General features: G+C 57.9%; 10 protein-coding genes and 1 pseudogene. 6 read left to right on the forward strand and 5 right to left on the reverse strand.

The genetic code is table 11. The features are described from left to right. Nucleotides 1–2: 2 nt before the first annotated feature. The 4 genes from lldD to EPG66_RS07560 form a co-directional block, all read right to left on the reverse strand. Nucleotides 3–1,190, reverse strand: a complete 1,188-nt coding sequence (gene lldD, locus EPG66_RS07545; protein ID WP_182686376.1) for an FMN-dependent L-lactate dehydrogenase LldD — start codon at nt 1,188–1,190, stop codon at nt 3–5. Beyond that, nucleotides 1,190–1,963, reverse strand: coding sequence for a transcriptional regulator LldR (lldR, locus tag EPG66_RS07550; protein WP_031590358.1), 774 nt, complete (start codon nt 1,961–1,963; stop codon nt 1,190–1,192). The genes lldD and lldR overlap by 1 nt, the downstream gene beginning before the upstream one ends. Then, nucleotides 1,960–3,615 carry an L-lactate permease gene (lldP, locus tag EPG66_RS07555; protein WP_182686378.1) on the reverse strand — a complete coding sequence of 552 codons (1,656 nt, stop codon included), beginning with the start codon at nt 3,613–3,615 and terminating at the stop codon, nt 1,960–1,962. Before lldP ends, lldR begins: the two co-directional genes overlap by 4 nt. Nucleotides 3,616–3,820: 205 nt before the next feature. Beyond that, the gene (locus EPG66_RS07560) at nt 3,821–4,990 is read right to left on the reverse strand and encodes a cyanate transporter (protein ID WP_064704560.1); all 1,170 of its coding nucleotides are present in this window, start codon (nt 4,988–4,990) and stop codon (nt 3,821–3,823) included. Between the two features lie 87 nt (nt 4,991–5,077). On the opposite strand from EPG66_RS07560, the gene EPG66_RS07565 reads away from it, so the two are divergent. The 3 genes and pseudogenes from EPG66_RS07565 (at nt 5,078) to dbpA (ending at nt 9,822) form a co-directional block, all read left to right on the forward strand. Continuing rightward, nucleotides 5,078–5,938, forward strand: coding sequence for a LysR family transcriptional regulator (locus tag EPG66_RS07565; RefSeq protein ID WP_031590361.1), 861 nt, complete (start codon nt 5,078–5,080; stop codon nt 5,936–5,938). Nucleotides 5,939–6,028: 90 nt separating this feature from the next. Beyond that, nucleotides 6,029–7,428: pseudogene (locus EPG66_RS07570) on the forward strand (amidohydrolase). 1,011 nt (nt 7,429–8,439) lie between these two features. Next, the gene (dbpA, locus tag EPG66_RS07575; protein WP_115758899.1) at nt 8,440–9,822 is read left to right on the forward strand and encodes an ATP-dependent RNA helicase DbpA; all 1,383 of its coding nucleotides are present in this window, start codon (nt 8,440–8,442) and stop codon (nt 9,820–9,822) included. 35 nt (nt 9,823–9,857) lie between these two features. Here the strand turns inward: dbpA and EPG66_RS07580 are convergent, their stop codons facing one another. Further along, nucleotides 9,858–10,250, reverse strand: a complete 393-nt coding sequence (locus tag EPG66_RS07580; protein WP_182686380.1) for a YgiW/YdeI family stress tolerance OB fold protein — start codon at nt 10,248–10,250, stop codon at nt 9,858–9,860. 167 nt (nt 10,251–10,417) lie between these two features. On the opposite strand from EPG66_RS07580, the gene EPG66_RS07585 reads away from it, so the two are divergent. The 3 genes from EPG66_RS07585 to EPG66_RS07595 all read left to right on the forward strand — a co-directional run bounded on the left by EPG66_RS07585 (nt 10,418) and on the right by EPG66_RS07595 (nt 13,487). Then, entirely contained in the window at nt 10,418–11,380 is a 963-nt protein-coding gene (locus EPG66_RS07585) for a chemotaxis protein (protein WP_010255217.1), read from the forward strand. Nucleotides 11,381–11,461: 81 nt separating this feature from the next. Beyond that, the gene (locus EPG66_RS07590; protein ID WP_167861870.1) at nt 11,462–11,611 is read left to right on the forward strand and encodes a hypothetical protein; all 150 of its coding nucleotides are present in this window, start codon (nt 11,462–11,464) and stop codon (nt 11,609–11,611) included. Nucleotides 11,612–11,909: 298 nt separating this feature from the next. Further along, nucleotides 11,910–13,487 carry a methyl-accepting chemotaxis protein gene (locus EPG66_RS07595; RefSeq protein WP_031590364.1) on the forward strand — a complete coding sequence of 526 codons (1,578 nt, stop codon included), beginning with the start codon at nt 11,910–11,912 and terminating at the stop codon, nt 13,485–13,487. Nucleotides 13,488–13,622: the final 135 nt, after the last annotated feature.

The following is a 13,622-nucleotide window of genomic DNA, read 5'->3' on the forward strand; positions in this document are numbered from 1 at the left end:
GCTCAACTCACCGCGCGGGGACGTGGCGGTGTGCTCTGCGGTGCCAGTAACGCTTCCGCCTGCACCAGCGAATCGCGGGTGATTTCACCGATCGACTTCGCGCCGGTCAGGGTCATGGCAACGCGCATCTCTTTTTCAATCAACGTCAGCAGGTTTTCTACGCCGCGCTGACCGTGGGTTGCCAGCGCATAGATAAATGCCCGTCCCAGCAGCACGCTGTCTGCGCCCAGCGCAATCATCCGCACCACATCCAGCCCGTTGCGAATGCCACTGTCCGCCAGAATCGCGATGTCACCTTTTACCGCATCGGCAATGGCTGGCAACGCACGCGCCGAGGAGAGCACACCATCCAGCTGGCGTCCGCCGTGATTAGAGACCACGATGCCATCGGCGCCAAAGCGCACCGCATCACGCGCATCTTCCGGATCGAGAATGCCCTTGATCACCATCGGTCCATCCCAGAACTCGCGGATCCACTCCAGATCGCGCCACGAGATAGAGGGATCGAAGTTGTTCGCCAGCCAGCCGATGTAATCTTCCAGCCCGGTAGGCTTGCCCAGATAAGTGGAGATATTCCCCAGATCGTGGGGACGCCCCTGCAGACCCACATCCAGCGCCCACTGTGGATGGGTGACCGCCTGCCAGTAACGACGCAGCGCCGCGTGATTGCCGCTCATCCCGGAGTGCGCATCGCGATAGCGCGCGCCCGGCGTGGGCATATCCACGGTAAACACCAGCGTAGAGCAACCGGCGGCTTTGGCGCGCTCCAGCGCATTGCGCATAAAGCCGCGGTCACGCAGCACATAGAGCTGGAACCACATGGGACGCTTAATCTGCGGGGCCACCTCTTCAATCGGGCAGACCGAGACCGTCGACAGGGTAAACGGAATGCCTTTCAGGTCTGCCGCGCGCGCCGCCTGCACTTCACCCCGGCGGGCATACATGCCGCACAGGCCGACCGGTGCCAGCGCAACCGGCATCGACAGGGTTTCATTGAACAGTTTGGTTTCAAGACTCAGTTCCGACATATTTTTCAGAATGCGCTGGCGCAGCGCCACATCCGAGAGATCCTCGACGTTGCGACGCAGGGTGTGCTCGGCATAGGCACCGCCATCGAGATAGTGAAACAGGAACGGCGGCAGGATATGTTGCGCGGCCGCGCGATAGTCACTGGCAGCGGAGATAATCATCAGTCAGATTCCTTTGGGTTGCGTGTGTCGTTATCCGGTAAGCGGGTGATGCGCGCCTGACGCGCTTCATCTTCATGCAGGCTTTTCATGGTGGTGTGCACGAATCCCAGATGCTGCATCGCCGCCTGGCGCGCAGCTTCGGCATCGCCCGTGAGGATCGCATCAAGCAGCGCCTGATGCTGTTCAGTCAGGCGGGCGAAAATCGCGGGCTGGGTATACATGCGCTGACGGCTCTGCATCACCGACGATTGCAGCAGCTCAAAAAAGCCACGCATGGTCTGCAGCAGCACCACGTTGTGCGACGCCTCGGCAATCGCCAGATGGAAGCGTACATCCGCCTGGGCGGCGAGATCGGGATCGTCACTCTCTTTCAGCTTCAGGGTGGCGTCGAAAGCGTACTGCAGCTTCTCTTTGTCGGCGTCGGTGGCGCGCAGTGCAGCGTGCCAGGCGGTGCTGGCCTCGATGGCATGGCGCGCTTCCAGAATGTCGTAGCGGTAGTCGGGATCGTCGCGCAGCAGCTGGCGAATCGGCTCGACGATGCGCTGTTCCGACCAGGGCGCCAGCTGCTGCCGGATCCAGGTGCCGCCGCCGCGTCGGCTAATCAGCATGCCGTTGCTGATCAACTGCTGTATCGCTTCACGCAGCGAGGAGCGGGAGACGCCAAGCTCCGCAGAGAGCTGCCGCTCGGCGGGCAGACGCATGCCCGACTCGAGCTGATGTTCGGTGATATAGGCCCGCAGGCGCATCACCAGCGGATCGGCATTACTGCTCATGGGATCATCCAGGGGAAGACGTAGGCCTGAAGCGTGGTTATCACACCGACTATACAGGTGAAAATCAGGCTGTGTTTAACGGTAAACCGGAACAGGTCAGACTCTTTGCCCACCAGCCCGACCGCCGCACAGGCGATGGCGATCGACTGCGGCGAGATCATCTTACCGGTCACGCCACCGGTGGTGTTGGCCGCCACCAGCAGAATATCGGAGACGCCAATCTGCTGCGCGGTCGTGGCCTGTAAAGCGGCAAACAGCGCATTCGATGAGGTGTCTGATCCGGTCAGGAAGACGCCCAGCCAGCCCAGGAACGGTGAGAAGAAGGTAAAAGCGTGGCCGGTGTGCGCCAGCGCCAGTGCCAGCGTCGCAGACAGCCCGGAGTAATTCGAGATAAAGGCAAAGGCCAGCACCATCCCGATGGAGTAGATCGGCAGCGCCAGCTCTTTCAGCGTTTCACCAAAAGTCTGCAATGCTGCCTTTGGCTTCATGCGCAGGAAAATCATCGCCATGATCGCCGCAATTAAAATAGCGGTGCCGGTGGCGGACACCAGATCCAGTTTAAAGATGGCCGGATAAGGGGTTGCAGTGCCGACAACGGGCGGCATCCGCGCCACCAGCTCATTCAGCATCGGCACCGGCATAGCCAGCACCCACTCATAGAGCGCACCGCCTTTGGCGAACAGCGCTTTAAACGGCGGGACACTCCAGAGCGTGACGGTGGCGGTGAGAAACAGGAACGGCATCCAGGCGCGGATCACCTGCCCCAGCCGATACTTCTGCGGTGGCAGCAACGGATCGCCCTGTTTCGCCTCTGCATCGGCAAAGCGGAAGATGCGCACCGGTTTCCAGACCCGCAGGAACAGCGTCAGCGAAATCAGCGAGGCGAGCGACGAGATAATATCGGGCAGCTCCGGACCCAGGAAGTTGGAGCTGAGGAACTGGGCAATGGCAAACGATCCACCTGCCACCACCACCGCCGGCCAGGTCTCTTTCACTCCGCGCCAGCCATCCATGATCGCCATAATCCAGAACAGCACAATCAGGGTGAGCAGCGGCAGCTGGCGTCCGGCCATCTGGCCGATGGCAAAACTGTCCAGCCCGGTCACCTGCCCCGCCACAATAATCGGGATGCCCATCGCGCCAAAGGCCACTGGCGCGGTGTTCACAATCAGGCAGAGCCCGGCGGCGTAGAGCGGATTAAAGCCGAGTCCCACCAGCAGCGCGGCGGTAATCGCCACCGGCGCACCAAAGCCCGCAGCACCCTCCAGAAACGCCCCGAACGAGAAGCCGACAATCAGCATCTGCAGACGCTGATCGGGAGTAATCGACAGGATAGAGGCGCGGATAATGTCGAACTGGCCGGTTTTGACTGAGATCTTGTAGACGAACACCGCAGCGACAATAATCCAGGCAATCGGCCACAAGCCATAGAGAAAGCCATACACCACAGCGGCCAGCGCCTGTGCAACCGGCATCTGATAGAGAAACAGCGCCACCAGCAGCGCCAGCACCACGGTGGTGGTGGCCGCCAGGTAGCCTTTCATCTTCAGCTTAATCAGCGCAAAGAAGAAAAAGAGAATCGGGATCAGTGCGATCAGGCTTGAAAGCCAGATATTACCCAGCGGATCGTAGTTTTGTTGCCAGATCTGCATGCCAGTATCTCCAGAGGAAAAGGTGACGTGGCACGCAGCCGCAGCGCTGGTGCCATCTGCCCCGGATTGGTCAGACCAAACCGTTATGTCGGGGCTTATGGCAACAGATAGTTAACGCATTGTTAACCTGTGGCAACAGAAGATGCGCGAATTTTCCCGGAGTGTGAACCAGAGAAAAATATTGCCGGGATTGGTCGGACCAAAATCAGCGATTCACCTCCGGAAAGGCGTGCTGATAGCTGCGCGGATGGAAACGCAGATTTAGCACGATTAACAGCAGCGTGACCGCCGCCTGCAATAACCAGACGCTGGCGAAGTGACCGGTGAGCGCATGCAACTGCCCGGCGATAAACGGCATGCTGCCTGCGATAATAAAGCCGACGCCCTGCATAAAAGCCACCAGCCGCGCGCCAGCCTGCGGCTGCTCCAGATGATCCAGCGCCAGCACCAGCGCCAGCGGAAATGCCCCGCCCAGCCCGAAGCCCGCAATCCCCGCCCAGAGCCACGGCGCCAGTTGTGGCGCAAACAGGAAACCGAGCATGCCGCTGAACTGCATCGCCAGTGTCAGCAGCAGCAGCGGACGGCGATCGCGGCCCCGCGCCAGCAAGGGCAGCAGCAGCGCACCCGTGACCTGACAGCCGATCATCATGCCAAGCAGTGAACCGCCCGCCTGCGCGCTCCAGCCGAGTTGATGATAAAAATCGGGCAGCCAGGCGACACAGATGGCATATCCGCCGTTCACCAGACCGAAGCTCAACGCCAGCGTCCAGGCGCGGGTTTTCCGCCACAGCGAAGGCAGAGCGGCGGCCTCCGTCCGGGCTGCACGTGGGGTGGTGATAAACAGCCAGAGCAGGATGGCCAGCACCACCGGCAGCGCCCAGCTGCTCAGCGCGCCCTGCCAGCCAAGCTGCCCATTCAGCCACGGCGAGATCGCCGCGCCAATCCCACCGCCGCCCATCAGCGCCGCTGCCCACAGTCCGGTCACGCCGGCACTGCGGCTGCCAAAGCGCTGACGGATCAATCCCGGCATCGCCATCTGCACAATGCCAATGCCCGCCCCTCCCGGCACAGTACTCAGCACCAGCCAGCCTCCGTCAGCCACAAACAGCCGACTCACCAGCGCCAGCAACAGCAGCAACAGGCCACCCAGCAGCAGTTTACGTACCGCAAAGCGCTGCATCAGCGGGGCGCTGACTAACGCAATGGCACCCATCATCATCATCGGCACCGCAGGCAACAGCGAGGCCGCCAGCGGCGACAGACCGATGCTCTGCCGCAGCTCGCCGAGTAACGGACTGACCGAGGTCATCAGCGGTCGCATATTGAGCCCGGCCAGCACCAGCGCCGCCAGCAGCAGGTTGTTCTCTCTCTTCATCTGAGATCCACACAGTTAAAAGTTGCCAGCCTGGCAGCAGTCGTTACTATCTGGAAATGAAATATAACTCTGCCAGGTAGTGGAAATATGAATCGTCAGCCGATGTTTACTCCGCAGCAGCTGCTCAGCTTTGTCGCGGTGTGCGAAACCGCCAGCTTCACCCGCGCCGCCGACCGGGTGCACCTGTCGCAGTCCACCGTCAGCCAGCAGGTGCGGCGGCTGGAGGAGATGGTCGGCAAAGAACTGCTGAACCGCTCCTCGCATCAGGTGCAGATCACCGAAGAGGGCGAGAAACTCTTAGGCTACGCCCGGCGGATTATCGCCCTGAATGGGGAAGCGCACGATGTGCTGAGTGACCAGTGGCGCGACGGCGTGCTGCGTCTTGGCGTGCCGGAAGATTTCGCCGCGCCCACAGCCGGTCTGCTGGCGCACTTCAGTCGCGACCATCCGCAACTTCGGCTGGACGTGATGAGCGGCATGCAGGTGGAGCTGCGTCGCGCCTGGCAGCGTGAAGAGCTCGACATCATGCTGATTAAGCAGCCCTACGGCGAGCGTCCGCTGGCGTCGCGTCCTGAACCCCTGCTGTGGCTCGATAGCGCAGAGTGGCCCTGCTTTGAGCAGACGCCGGTACCGCTGGTGCTGTTTCCCCAGCAGGGGCTCTATCGCGATGAGGTATGTCAGACGCTCGATGCACTGGGCCGTAGCTGGCGCATTAGTTACAGCAGCGCCAGCCTTGTCGCGCTGGCCGCCGCCAGTGCGCAGGGTCTGGGGCTGACGTTACTGCCCGCCAGCTGTCGCCTGCCGCAACATCGGGTACTGGGCCCGGAACAGGGTCTGCCGGTGATTGATACCTTCGAACTGGCGCTGTTCTGTCGAGATCCGCAGGATCCTCTGCAGCGCGAGCTGGCGCAATCCCTGGCCACCTTCAGCCAGCTGCGCTGGCAGTGAGATATCGAATAGTCGTCAGTGGAAAATAACGCAGCAGGGTGGAGCGTCGTTTGTCAGATTAAGACCTTGTTCACTTTGCAGGAGCCTCTGATGCCTATTTCCTCTTCGCCGAGCCGTCGTGATTTCCTTGGCCAGAGCGTCCGCTGGACCGCCGCAGGCGGCTTGCTGGCCGTCGGTCTCGGCCAGGCCAGTGCCGCCACGCCATCACCTTTGTCCTCCACCAATCCCGACCAGCCCGCCACCCTGCCCCGGCAGGATCACTATCTGCTGCGCAATGTGCGGCTGGAGGAGGGCTTTATCCGTGAGGATGATGAGATCGTTGCGACCCGGACCGGGCGTTACGACATCAGCGTGCGCGACGGTAAAATTGACCAGCTGACACCCGCCGGCCAGGGTGACAGCACCCTGCCGTCGTGGGATGCACAGGATGCCCTGCTGCTGCCCGCCACCCAGGATATGCATATCCACCTTGATAAAACCTTCTACGGCGGCCCGTGGCAGGCTCCGCGTCCCCGTCAGGGCAAAACCATCATGGACATGATTGCGCGTGAACAGGTGCTGATTCCGCAACTGCTGCCGCACTCTCAGGCGCGCGCCGAAGGGTTAATCGCCCTGCTGCACGCCAAAGGCACCACCCGCGCCCGCAGCCATTGCAATATCGATCCGGTCAGCGGCCTGCAAAGTCTGGAGCATCTGCAGGCGGCATTAGCCCGTCACCCCGCCTTTCCCTGCGAGATTGTGGCCTTTCCACAGCATGGCCTGCTGCACTCGCAGGTCGATGGGCTGATGCGCGAGGCGATGCAGCACGGCGTTGAGTATGTCGGCGGCCTGGACCCCACCAATGTCGATGGTGCCATGGAGAAGTCACTGGATGCGATGTTCCAGATTGCGCTCGACTACCAGCGCGGCGTGGATATACATCTGCATGAAACCTCACCTGCTGGCGTGGCGGCGATTCAGTACATGATTGACACCGTGGCAAAGAATCCGGCGCTGAAGGGCAAAGTGACGCTGAGCCACGGTTTTGCACTGGCGACCCTGTCCGGCAGTACGCTGGATAAGATGATCGCAGGGCTGGCGGAGCAGCAGTTCAGCGTCGCCTCTACGCTGCCGATCGGCAAGCTGACCATGCCGATTCCGCAATTACACCGCAATTACAGGCAGCGGGCGTGAAGGTGATGACCGGTACCGACAGCGTTATCGATCACTGGTCACCGTTTGGCACCGGCAGCATGCTGGAAAAAGCGAACCTCTATGCGCAGCTCTATCGGGGATCGAATGAGTTCTCGCTGTCGCGGGCGCTGGCGATCGCCACAGACGATCGGCTGCCGCTGACAGCCCAGGGTGAACGCCAGTGGCCTGCACCGGGCGATGAAGCGAGCATGATGCTGGTAGCGGCGAGCTGTTCCGCCGAAGCCGTGGCACGGATTTCGCCAGTCGTCGCGACGTTCTCGCGCGGTAAACCGGTGTTTGCGCTGGCCCCGGCCTGAAACAGCAGGACTGCGGACAAAAACGCCGGGAGCGTTTTTGAACAACGCAACGCGTTGGCCCGGCTACGGGCGCACCTCAGGGACGAGGTGCGTACTAAAAACGCCGGGAGCGTTTTTGAACAACGCAAAGCGTTGGCCCGGCTACGGGCGCACCTCAGGGACGAGGTGCGTAATCGCCCGCGCTGAGCCTGCCAGGGGTGGCGGTGTTGCGTCTTTGCGGAGGGCGTATGCTCCCTCAAGCCTGCTCTGCGGCTAACACATACCTGCTCAGGATTTGCCAGAAGCGACCTTACTGCCCAAACCTGTCCCCTGATACGCCCCCCAAAAACAACAGAGCCTCCACAAGGGAGGCTCTGCATTTACCTGAGCGGAGTGCGGGTTACGCGCTTTTGGCCCATTTATCATTCGACATTAGTTCCATTGCCAGCGCGTATAAGCGACGATCTTCCTGATCACAGGGCTCATCTTCCGCATAACACGCAATCATCGAAGCGATCTTATCAGCCGATAAGCTCTCTCCATGAACATGCAGTGTCAGTACGGCGCGGCCTACTATTTTAAGCACATTTTCATGTGGTCCCTGGATGCGATTACTCAATGCAAATACCCTCTACCGGTCGTTGTACCAGGAATATGGCGCGCTAAATATAAAGCAATTAGCTCAGGATTTTTATCGGCACCAGTGGTGATATTTTTTAATGATTAATTCTATTACTGGAGTAGTAGTTAAGGATTTATCTGATTAACAATGAAATAAATATTAAAAAACGGCTACTTATAAAATAATCACTGGCCTCAAAAGATCGTCACCCTGGAACAATCACATGGAGTCGGGGTTAATCTATAAAAATAAACCACCTTTTTCCCGTAAACTTCAGTCTATTCCTAAGCCCTCTGACAGATATAGTTTCATACTGCTAACCATCGAGGTTCCCGTTGCTGTCAGGCGTGCTTTCTGCCAGACTTGCCCCGCAATAATGCCCTACACTTTCAGCCTCAGAGGCCGCGCCCGTGACCGCTTTTTCTACCCTCAATTCGCTTCCCGACAGCCAGCTCGAAAACCTGCGCGAGATGGGCTACACCAGCATGACGCCCGTGCAGGCCGCCACGCTGCCCGCCATTCTGCAGGGACGCGACGTGCGCGCGCAGGCGAAAACCGGCAGCGGTAAAACGGCTGCCTTTGGTATTGGTTTACTGCACCATATCGACAGCGCCCGCTTTCAGACCCAGGCACTGATTCTCTGTCCGACCCGTGAACTGGCGGATCAGGTAGGCAATGTGCTGCGCCAGCTGGCGCGCTTCACCCGCAACATAAAAGTTCTCACTCTGTGTGGCGGACAGCCGATGAGCGCACAGCGTGATTCGCTGGTGCATCCGCCTCATATCGTGGTCGGCACGCCGGGTCGTATCCTCGACCACATTAACCGCGAAAACCTCAAGCTGGACCAGCTCAGCACGCTGGTACTGGATGAAGCCGATCGGATGCTGGAGATGGGTTTCCTGAATGATATGGAAACGATCATTGAAGCGACGCCCACCTTGCGCCAGACGCTGCTCTTTTCCGCCACCTGGCCAGACGGCATTACGGCTATCAGCACCCGCTTTCAGCGTGATGCGCTGAGCGTGGTGACAGAAGATGTCAGCGAACTGCCTTCAATCGATCAGCAGTTTTTCGAAGCCAGCCACAATGAAAAACTGGGTCTGCTGATAGCCCTGCTCAGCGATCGCCAGCCCTCATCCTGTGTGGTCTTCTGCAACACCAAACGTGAATGTGATGATGTCGCCGCGGCGCTTAACGCGCGTGATATCAGCGCCCTGCCCTTGCATGGCGATCTGGAGCAGCGCGATCGCGAACGCGTGCTGATCCGCTTCGCTAACGGTAGTGGTCGCGTGCTGGTCGCCACCGATGTCGCTGCACGCGGACTCGACATCAAATCGCTGGCGATGGTGGTTAACTATCAGCTCGCCTGGGACCCTGAAATTCACCTGCACCGCATTGGTCGTACGGCACGTGCGGGCGAACATGGCGTCGCGGTCAGCCTGGTTGCTGCCGATGAGATGGCTCGCGCGCATGCGTTGGAAGATTTCCTGCAGCAGAAGCTGCCGTGGGTCTCTGCCAGCACGCTGAAAAAGGGCAGCAGCAAGCCGCTGCCTGCAGCTATGATGACCTTGTGCATTGATGGTGGCCGTAAAGCTAAGATACGTCCGGGAGATATTCTGGGCGCGCTGACGGGTGAAGCGGGTTATCGCGCGGAGCAGATCGGCAAAATTGTCCTGACGCCGACCCACGCCTACGTGGCGATTGAAGCGAATCAGGCCAAAAATGCGCTGGTGAAACTCAAGCAGGGCAAAATCAAAGGCAAAACCTGCCGGGCGATTCTGCTGAAGGACTAAATAAAACGGGCGAGGAAATTACCTCGCCCGGTTTGTTACGGCTCTTCGATTTGGCTCACATGCAGCGTGGTTTTATCCCCTTTGCCCTGTACCTTGCCACTGACGCGTACTTTGTCTTCTGCGGTGTAGGTTTTACCACCAAAGGTCTTCTTCGGCGCGATAATCGGTAAGGTACCGGTGTTGTCACGGAACTGATACCGTTCGCCCTGCTCTTTCTTCACGATGTAACCTTCCAGCGTCACATATCCGCCCTGACGGAAATCGCGGATCTGATCAATGTGCGTCTGACCGGTATCTTCTGAACCTTTATAGCCGGCATCCTGCTTGTGTTGCGGCGGCGGCGTATCGCCTGCTTTGTATCCACCCTCTTCGGCCGAAACACCCGCACTCATCATCACCAGCAACGACGCCAAAATTACTTTTTTCATTTCACACTCCTTTATTGGAAAGGTGTCCATGTTGAACCTTCAGGGTTAATCCTGGCACATTAATTGGCGTCCGTTTTATTTCACCCTTCTCTTCTCACCTTTTTTCGATTGCTGCCGATAACCTGTTCACACCCTATTTCACCAGCTGCGTTAATGCAGAGGCAACCATGGATAATTTTCAGAAAGAGATCGATGAAAGAGCGAACCTCGCGTTATCGAACAAGTTTGAGCTGCTGCTGTTTCGCTTAGGTTCCGATCAGCTGAAAGGCAAGTCTGAACTGTTTGGCATTAACGTCTTCAAGCTGCGTGAAATTGTGCCGATGCCCACTATCACCAAAGCCGCAGGCATGCGTTCGCCGCTGCTGGGTATGGCAAGTATTCGTGGCCAGTTCATTCCGGTCATCGACCTGCCTGCCGTGGCGGGTTGTGTGCCGGAAACCGGTCTTAACCTGCTGCTGGTCACCGAGTATGCCCGTAATACCCAGGCGTTTGCCGTGGAGTCAGTTGAGAACATTGTGCGTCTCGACTGGAGCCAGGTGCATACCGCCGAAGCCGGTATCGGCGGCCGCAACATTACCAGCATCGCCTGCCTGGACAGTGACAAGCAGAGCAATGAGCTGGCGATGGTGCTGGACGTTGAGCAAATCCTGTATGACATCATCCCATCAGTGCGCGGCGTCGAACCGGAAGCGGCCAGACCGCGTGCCTTCAACTACCGCCCAGGTGCAGTGGCGATTGTGGCAGAAGATTCCAAAGTCGCGCGTCAGCTGCTGGAGCAGGGCCTGAAGAGTATGGGCATTCCGGCGCTGATGTTTAACACCGGTCTCGATGCATGGGAAAAAATTAAATTGATGAGCCAGGAAGCGCAGGCTGCCGGCGAATCGATTCACGACAAAATCGCCCTGGTGCTGACCGATCTGGAAATGCCAGAGATGGATGGTTTTACGCTGACCCGCAACATCAAGCGTGACCCGATCCTCAAGGCTCTGCCGGTCGTTATTCACTCTTCACTCTCTGGCAGCGCCAACGAAGATCACGTGCGCAAAGTGGGTGCCGACGGCTATGTAGCGAAGTTTGAGTTGAATGAGCTGTCAGACGTGATTTTCAACGTTCTGGATACTGCCCGCTAAGCGAATGCGGGCCGCCAGGAATGCCCCGGCACGCTTTTACATTTTAGCCAGCGGAATGGCTGACCTGACCAGGAACCGACTATGCACATTGAAACTGTACCCGTTACGCCTGCACCTGCTTCGCCTTCCCATCAAAAGTTGCTGCGTGGCCGTTTACGCCAGCTGGCCTGGATTAGCGCCGTCACGTTAAGCGTCGCGTTCTGGACAGGCCTCTACTTCTTAGTTTTCTGAATCCATTCATCCTTGTCTGGATCGGGCTGTCAGCATCACTGCTGACAGCCCTTTTTTTGTCTGAATTTCCTCTGGTTATTACTTAACCCTTTCTGATGTTTTTTACTGACTATTTATTCACCCGGCGTTATTACTTAAAAATTATTAAAGCTACAACATCGCGCTCCGATAACAGTATGCGCGAGATCACCTTTTTGCCTGCGGCTGTGACCACAGACATCAGCAAGGCACTGCGCACAACAGCAGGGAACCTGAGTGTTGCTAATAAATTGATTAATAATAAAACGGGGAAGAGAACATGTTCAGTATCAAGAATATGAAGGTGGGAATGCGGCTCGCAGCAGCCTTCGGTATTATTGTGACGTTACTGATAGTGATTGGCGTGACATCCATAACCAGGATTAACAGCATTAATACGGCGATCGCCTCGATCGTTGACGATCGTTATGTGAAAGTACGACTGGCATTTGATGTGCGCGATGGCGTCAACGATCAGATCAAATACCTGCGCGGCATGGTGATTGACACGACACGTCCGGAAATGAATGTGAAGCGTTATGGTCAGCTGGATGAAGCCACGCAGCGCACCAACAGCGCGATGAAAAAGATCGAAGATATTCAGGTCACGCCGGTCGGCAAGAAAAAGATCGCCGGTCTGCTGGCCTCTTCCCAGGCTTTTGAGAAGGTTAAAGCAGAGCTGATCACCCTGGTGAAAGCGGGTGATTTTGAGGCTGCCAGCACCTATGTCCTGAAATCGATGACCGCCACCCAGAACAAATTCCTTCAGGATGCCGTGGATTTTGCCAACTCTCAGGACGCACAGCTGCGCAGTGAAGGTCAGGGTATTGTGGAAAATGGTCAGTCGGCTATCTCCATTACGCTGATTTTCTCCGCGCTGGCGATTCTGGCGTCTATTCTGCTGGGCTACTTCCTGACCCGTTCTATTGTGCGTCCGCTGGTTGCAGCGGTTGACGTTGCTGAACGCGTTGCCGCAGGCGATCTGAGTTCACAGATGCAGGTGACCTCACGCGATGAAACCGGCGTCCTGATGCAGGCGCTGCAACGAATGAACGATAATCTGCTGTCGATTGTGACTGAAGTGCGTACCGGCTCCGACACTATTGCTGTGGCCTCTAATCAGATCTCCAGCGGGAACCTTGATCTTTCTACCCGCACCGAACAGCAGGCCAGTTCGCTGGAAGAGACCGCCTCTGCTATGGAGCAGATGACATCGACCGTGAAACACAATGCCGACAACGCGCGTGAAGCCAATCACCTGGTTTCCACCACTTCCAGCGTGGCGCGTGAAGGTGGTGTGGTGATGGAGCAGGTCATTGAGAAGATGGAAGCGATCGCCCTCTCCTCACGAAAAATTGTCGATATCATCAGCGTTATCGATTCCATCGCCTTCCAGACCAATATTCTCTCCCTGAATGCTGCGGTTGAAGCGGCACGCGCGGGTGAACAGGGTCGTGGCTTTGCGGTCGTGGCGAGTGAAGTGCGTAATCTGGCGCAGCGTTCAGCCTCAGCGGCCAAAGAGATTAAGGTACTGATTGAAGATTCCGTCGCTAAAGTCGATGAAGGCAGCAAGCTGGTGACGCACGCCGGTTCAACTATCGGTGAAGTAGTGAATAGCGTGCAGAGCGTGGCAAACATTATGAGCGAAATCACTATTGCCAGCAGCGAGCAGAGCAGCGGCATTAATGAAATCAATCAGGCGATTACCCAGATGGAAGCGGTGACGCAGCAGAACGCCGCGCTGGTACAGGAAGCGTCAGCCGCCTCACAAGCACTGCAGGATCAGGCAGAGCGTATGGCACAAGCGATGAGCGTGTTTAATACCGGCAAGCTCTCACTGCAACCCGTACTGCGTTAATCCCTCTCAACGGCCTGCTTCGGCGGGCCGGTTTAAGCATGGTGGCGATAAGAGCGGATAGGTTACAGGCAGTTGAGCGGTAAGCGGTAAGCGGTAAGCGGTAAGCGGTAAGCGGTAAGCGGTAAGCGGTAAGCG

Source organism: Pantoea pleuroti (genome assembly GCF_014156615.1).
Classification (GTDB): domain Bacteria; phylum Pseudomonadota; class Gammaproteobacteria; order Enterobacterales; family Enterobacteriaceae; genus Pantoea; species Pantoea agglomerans.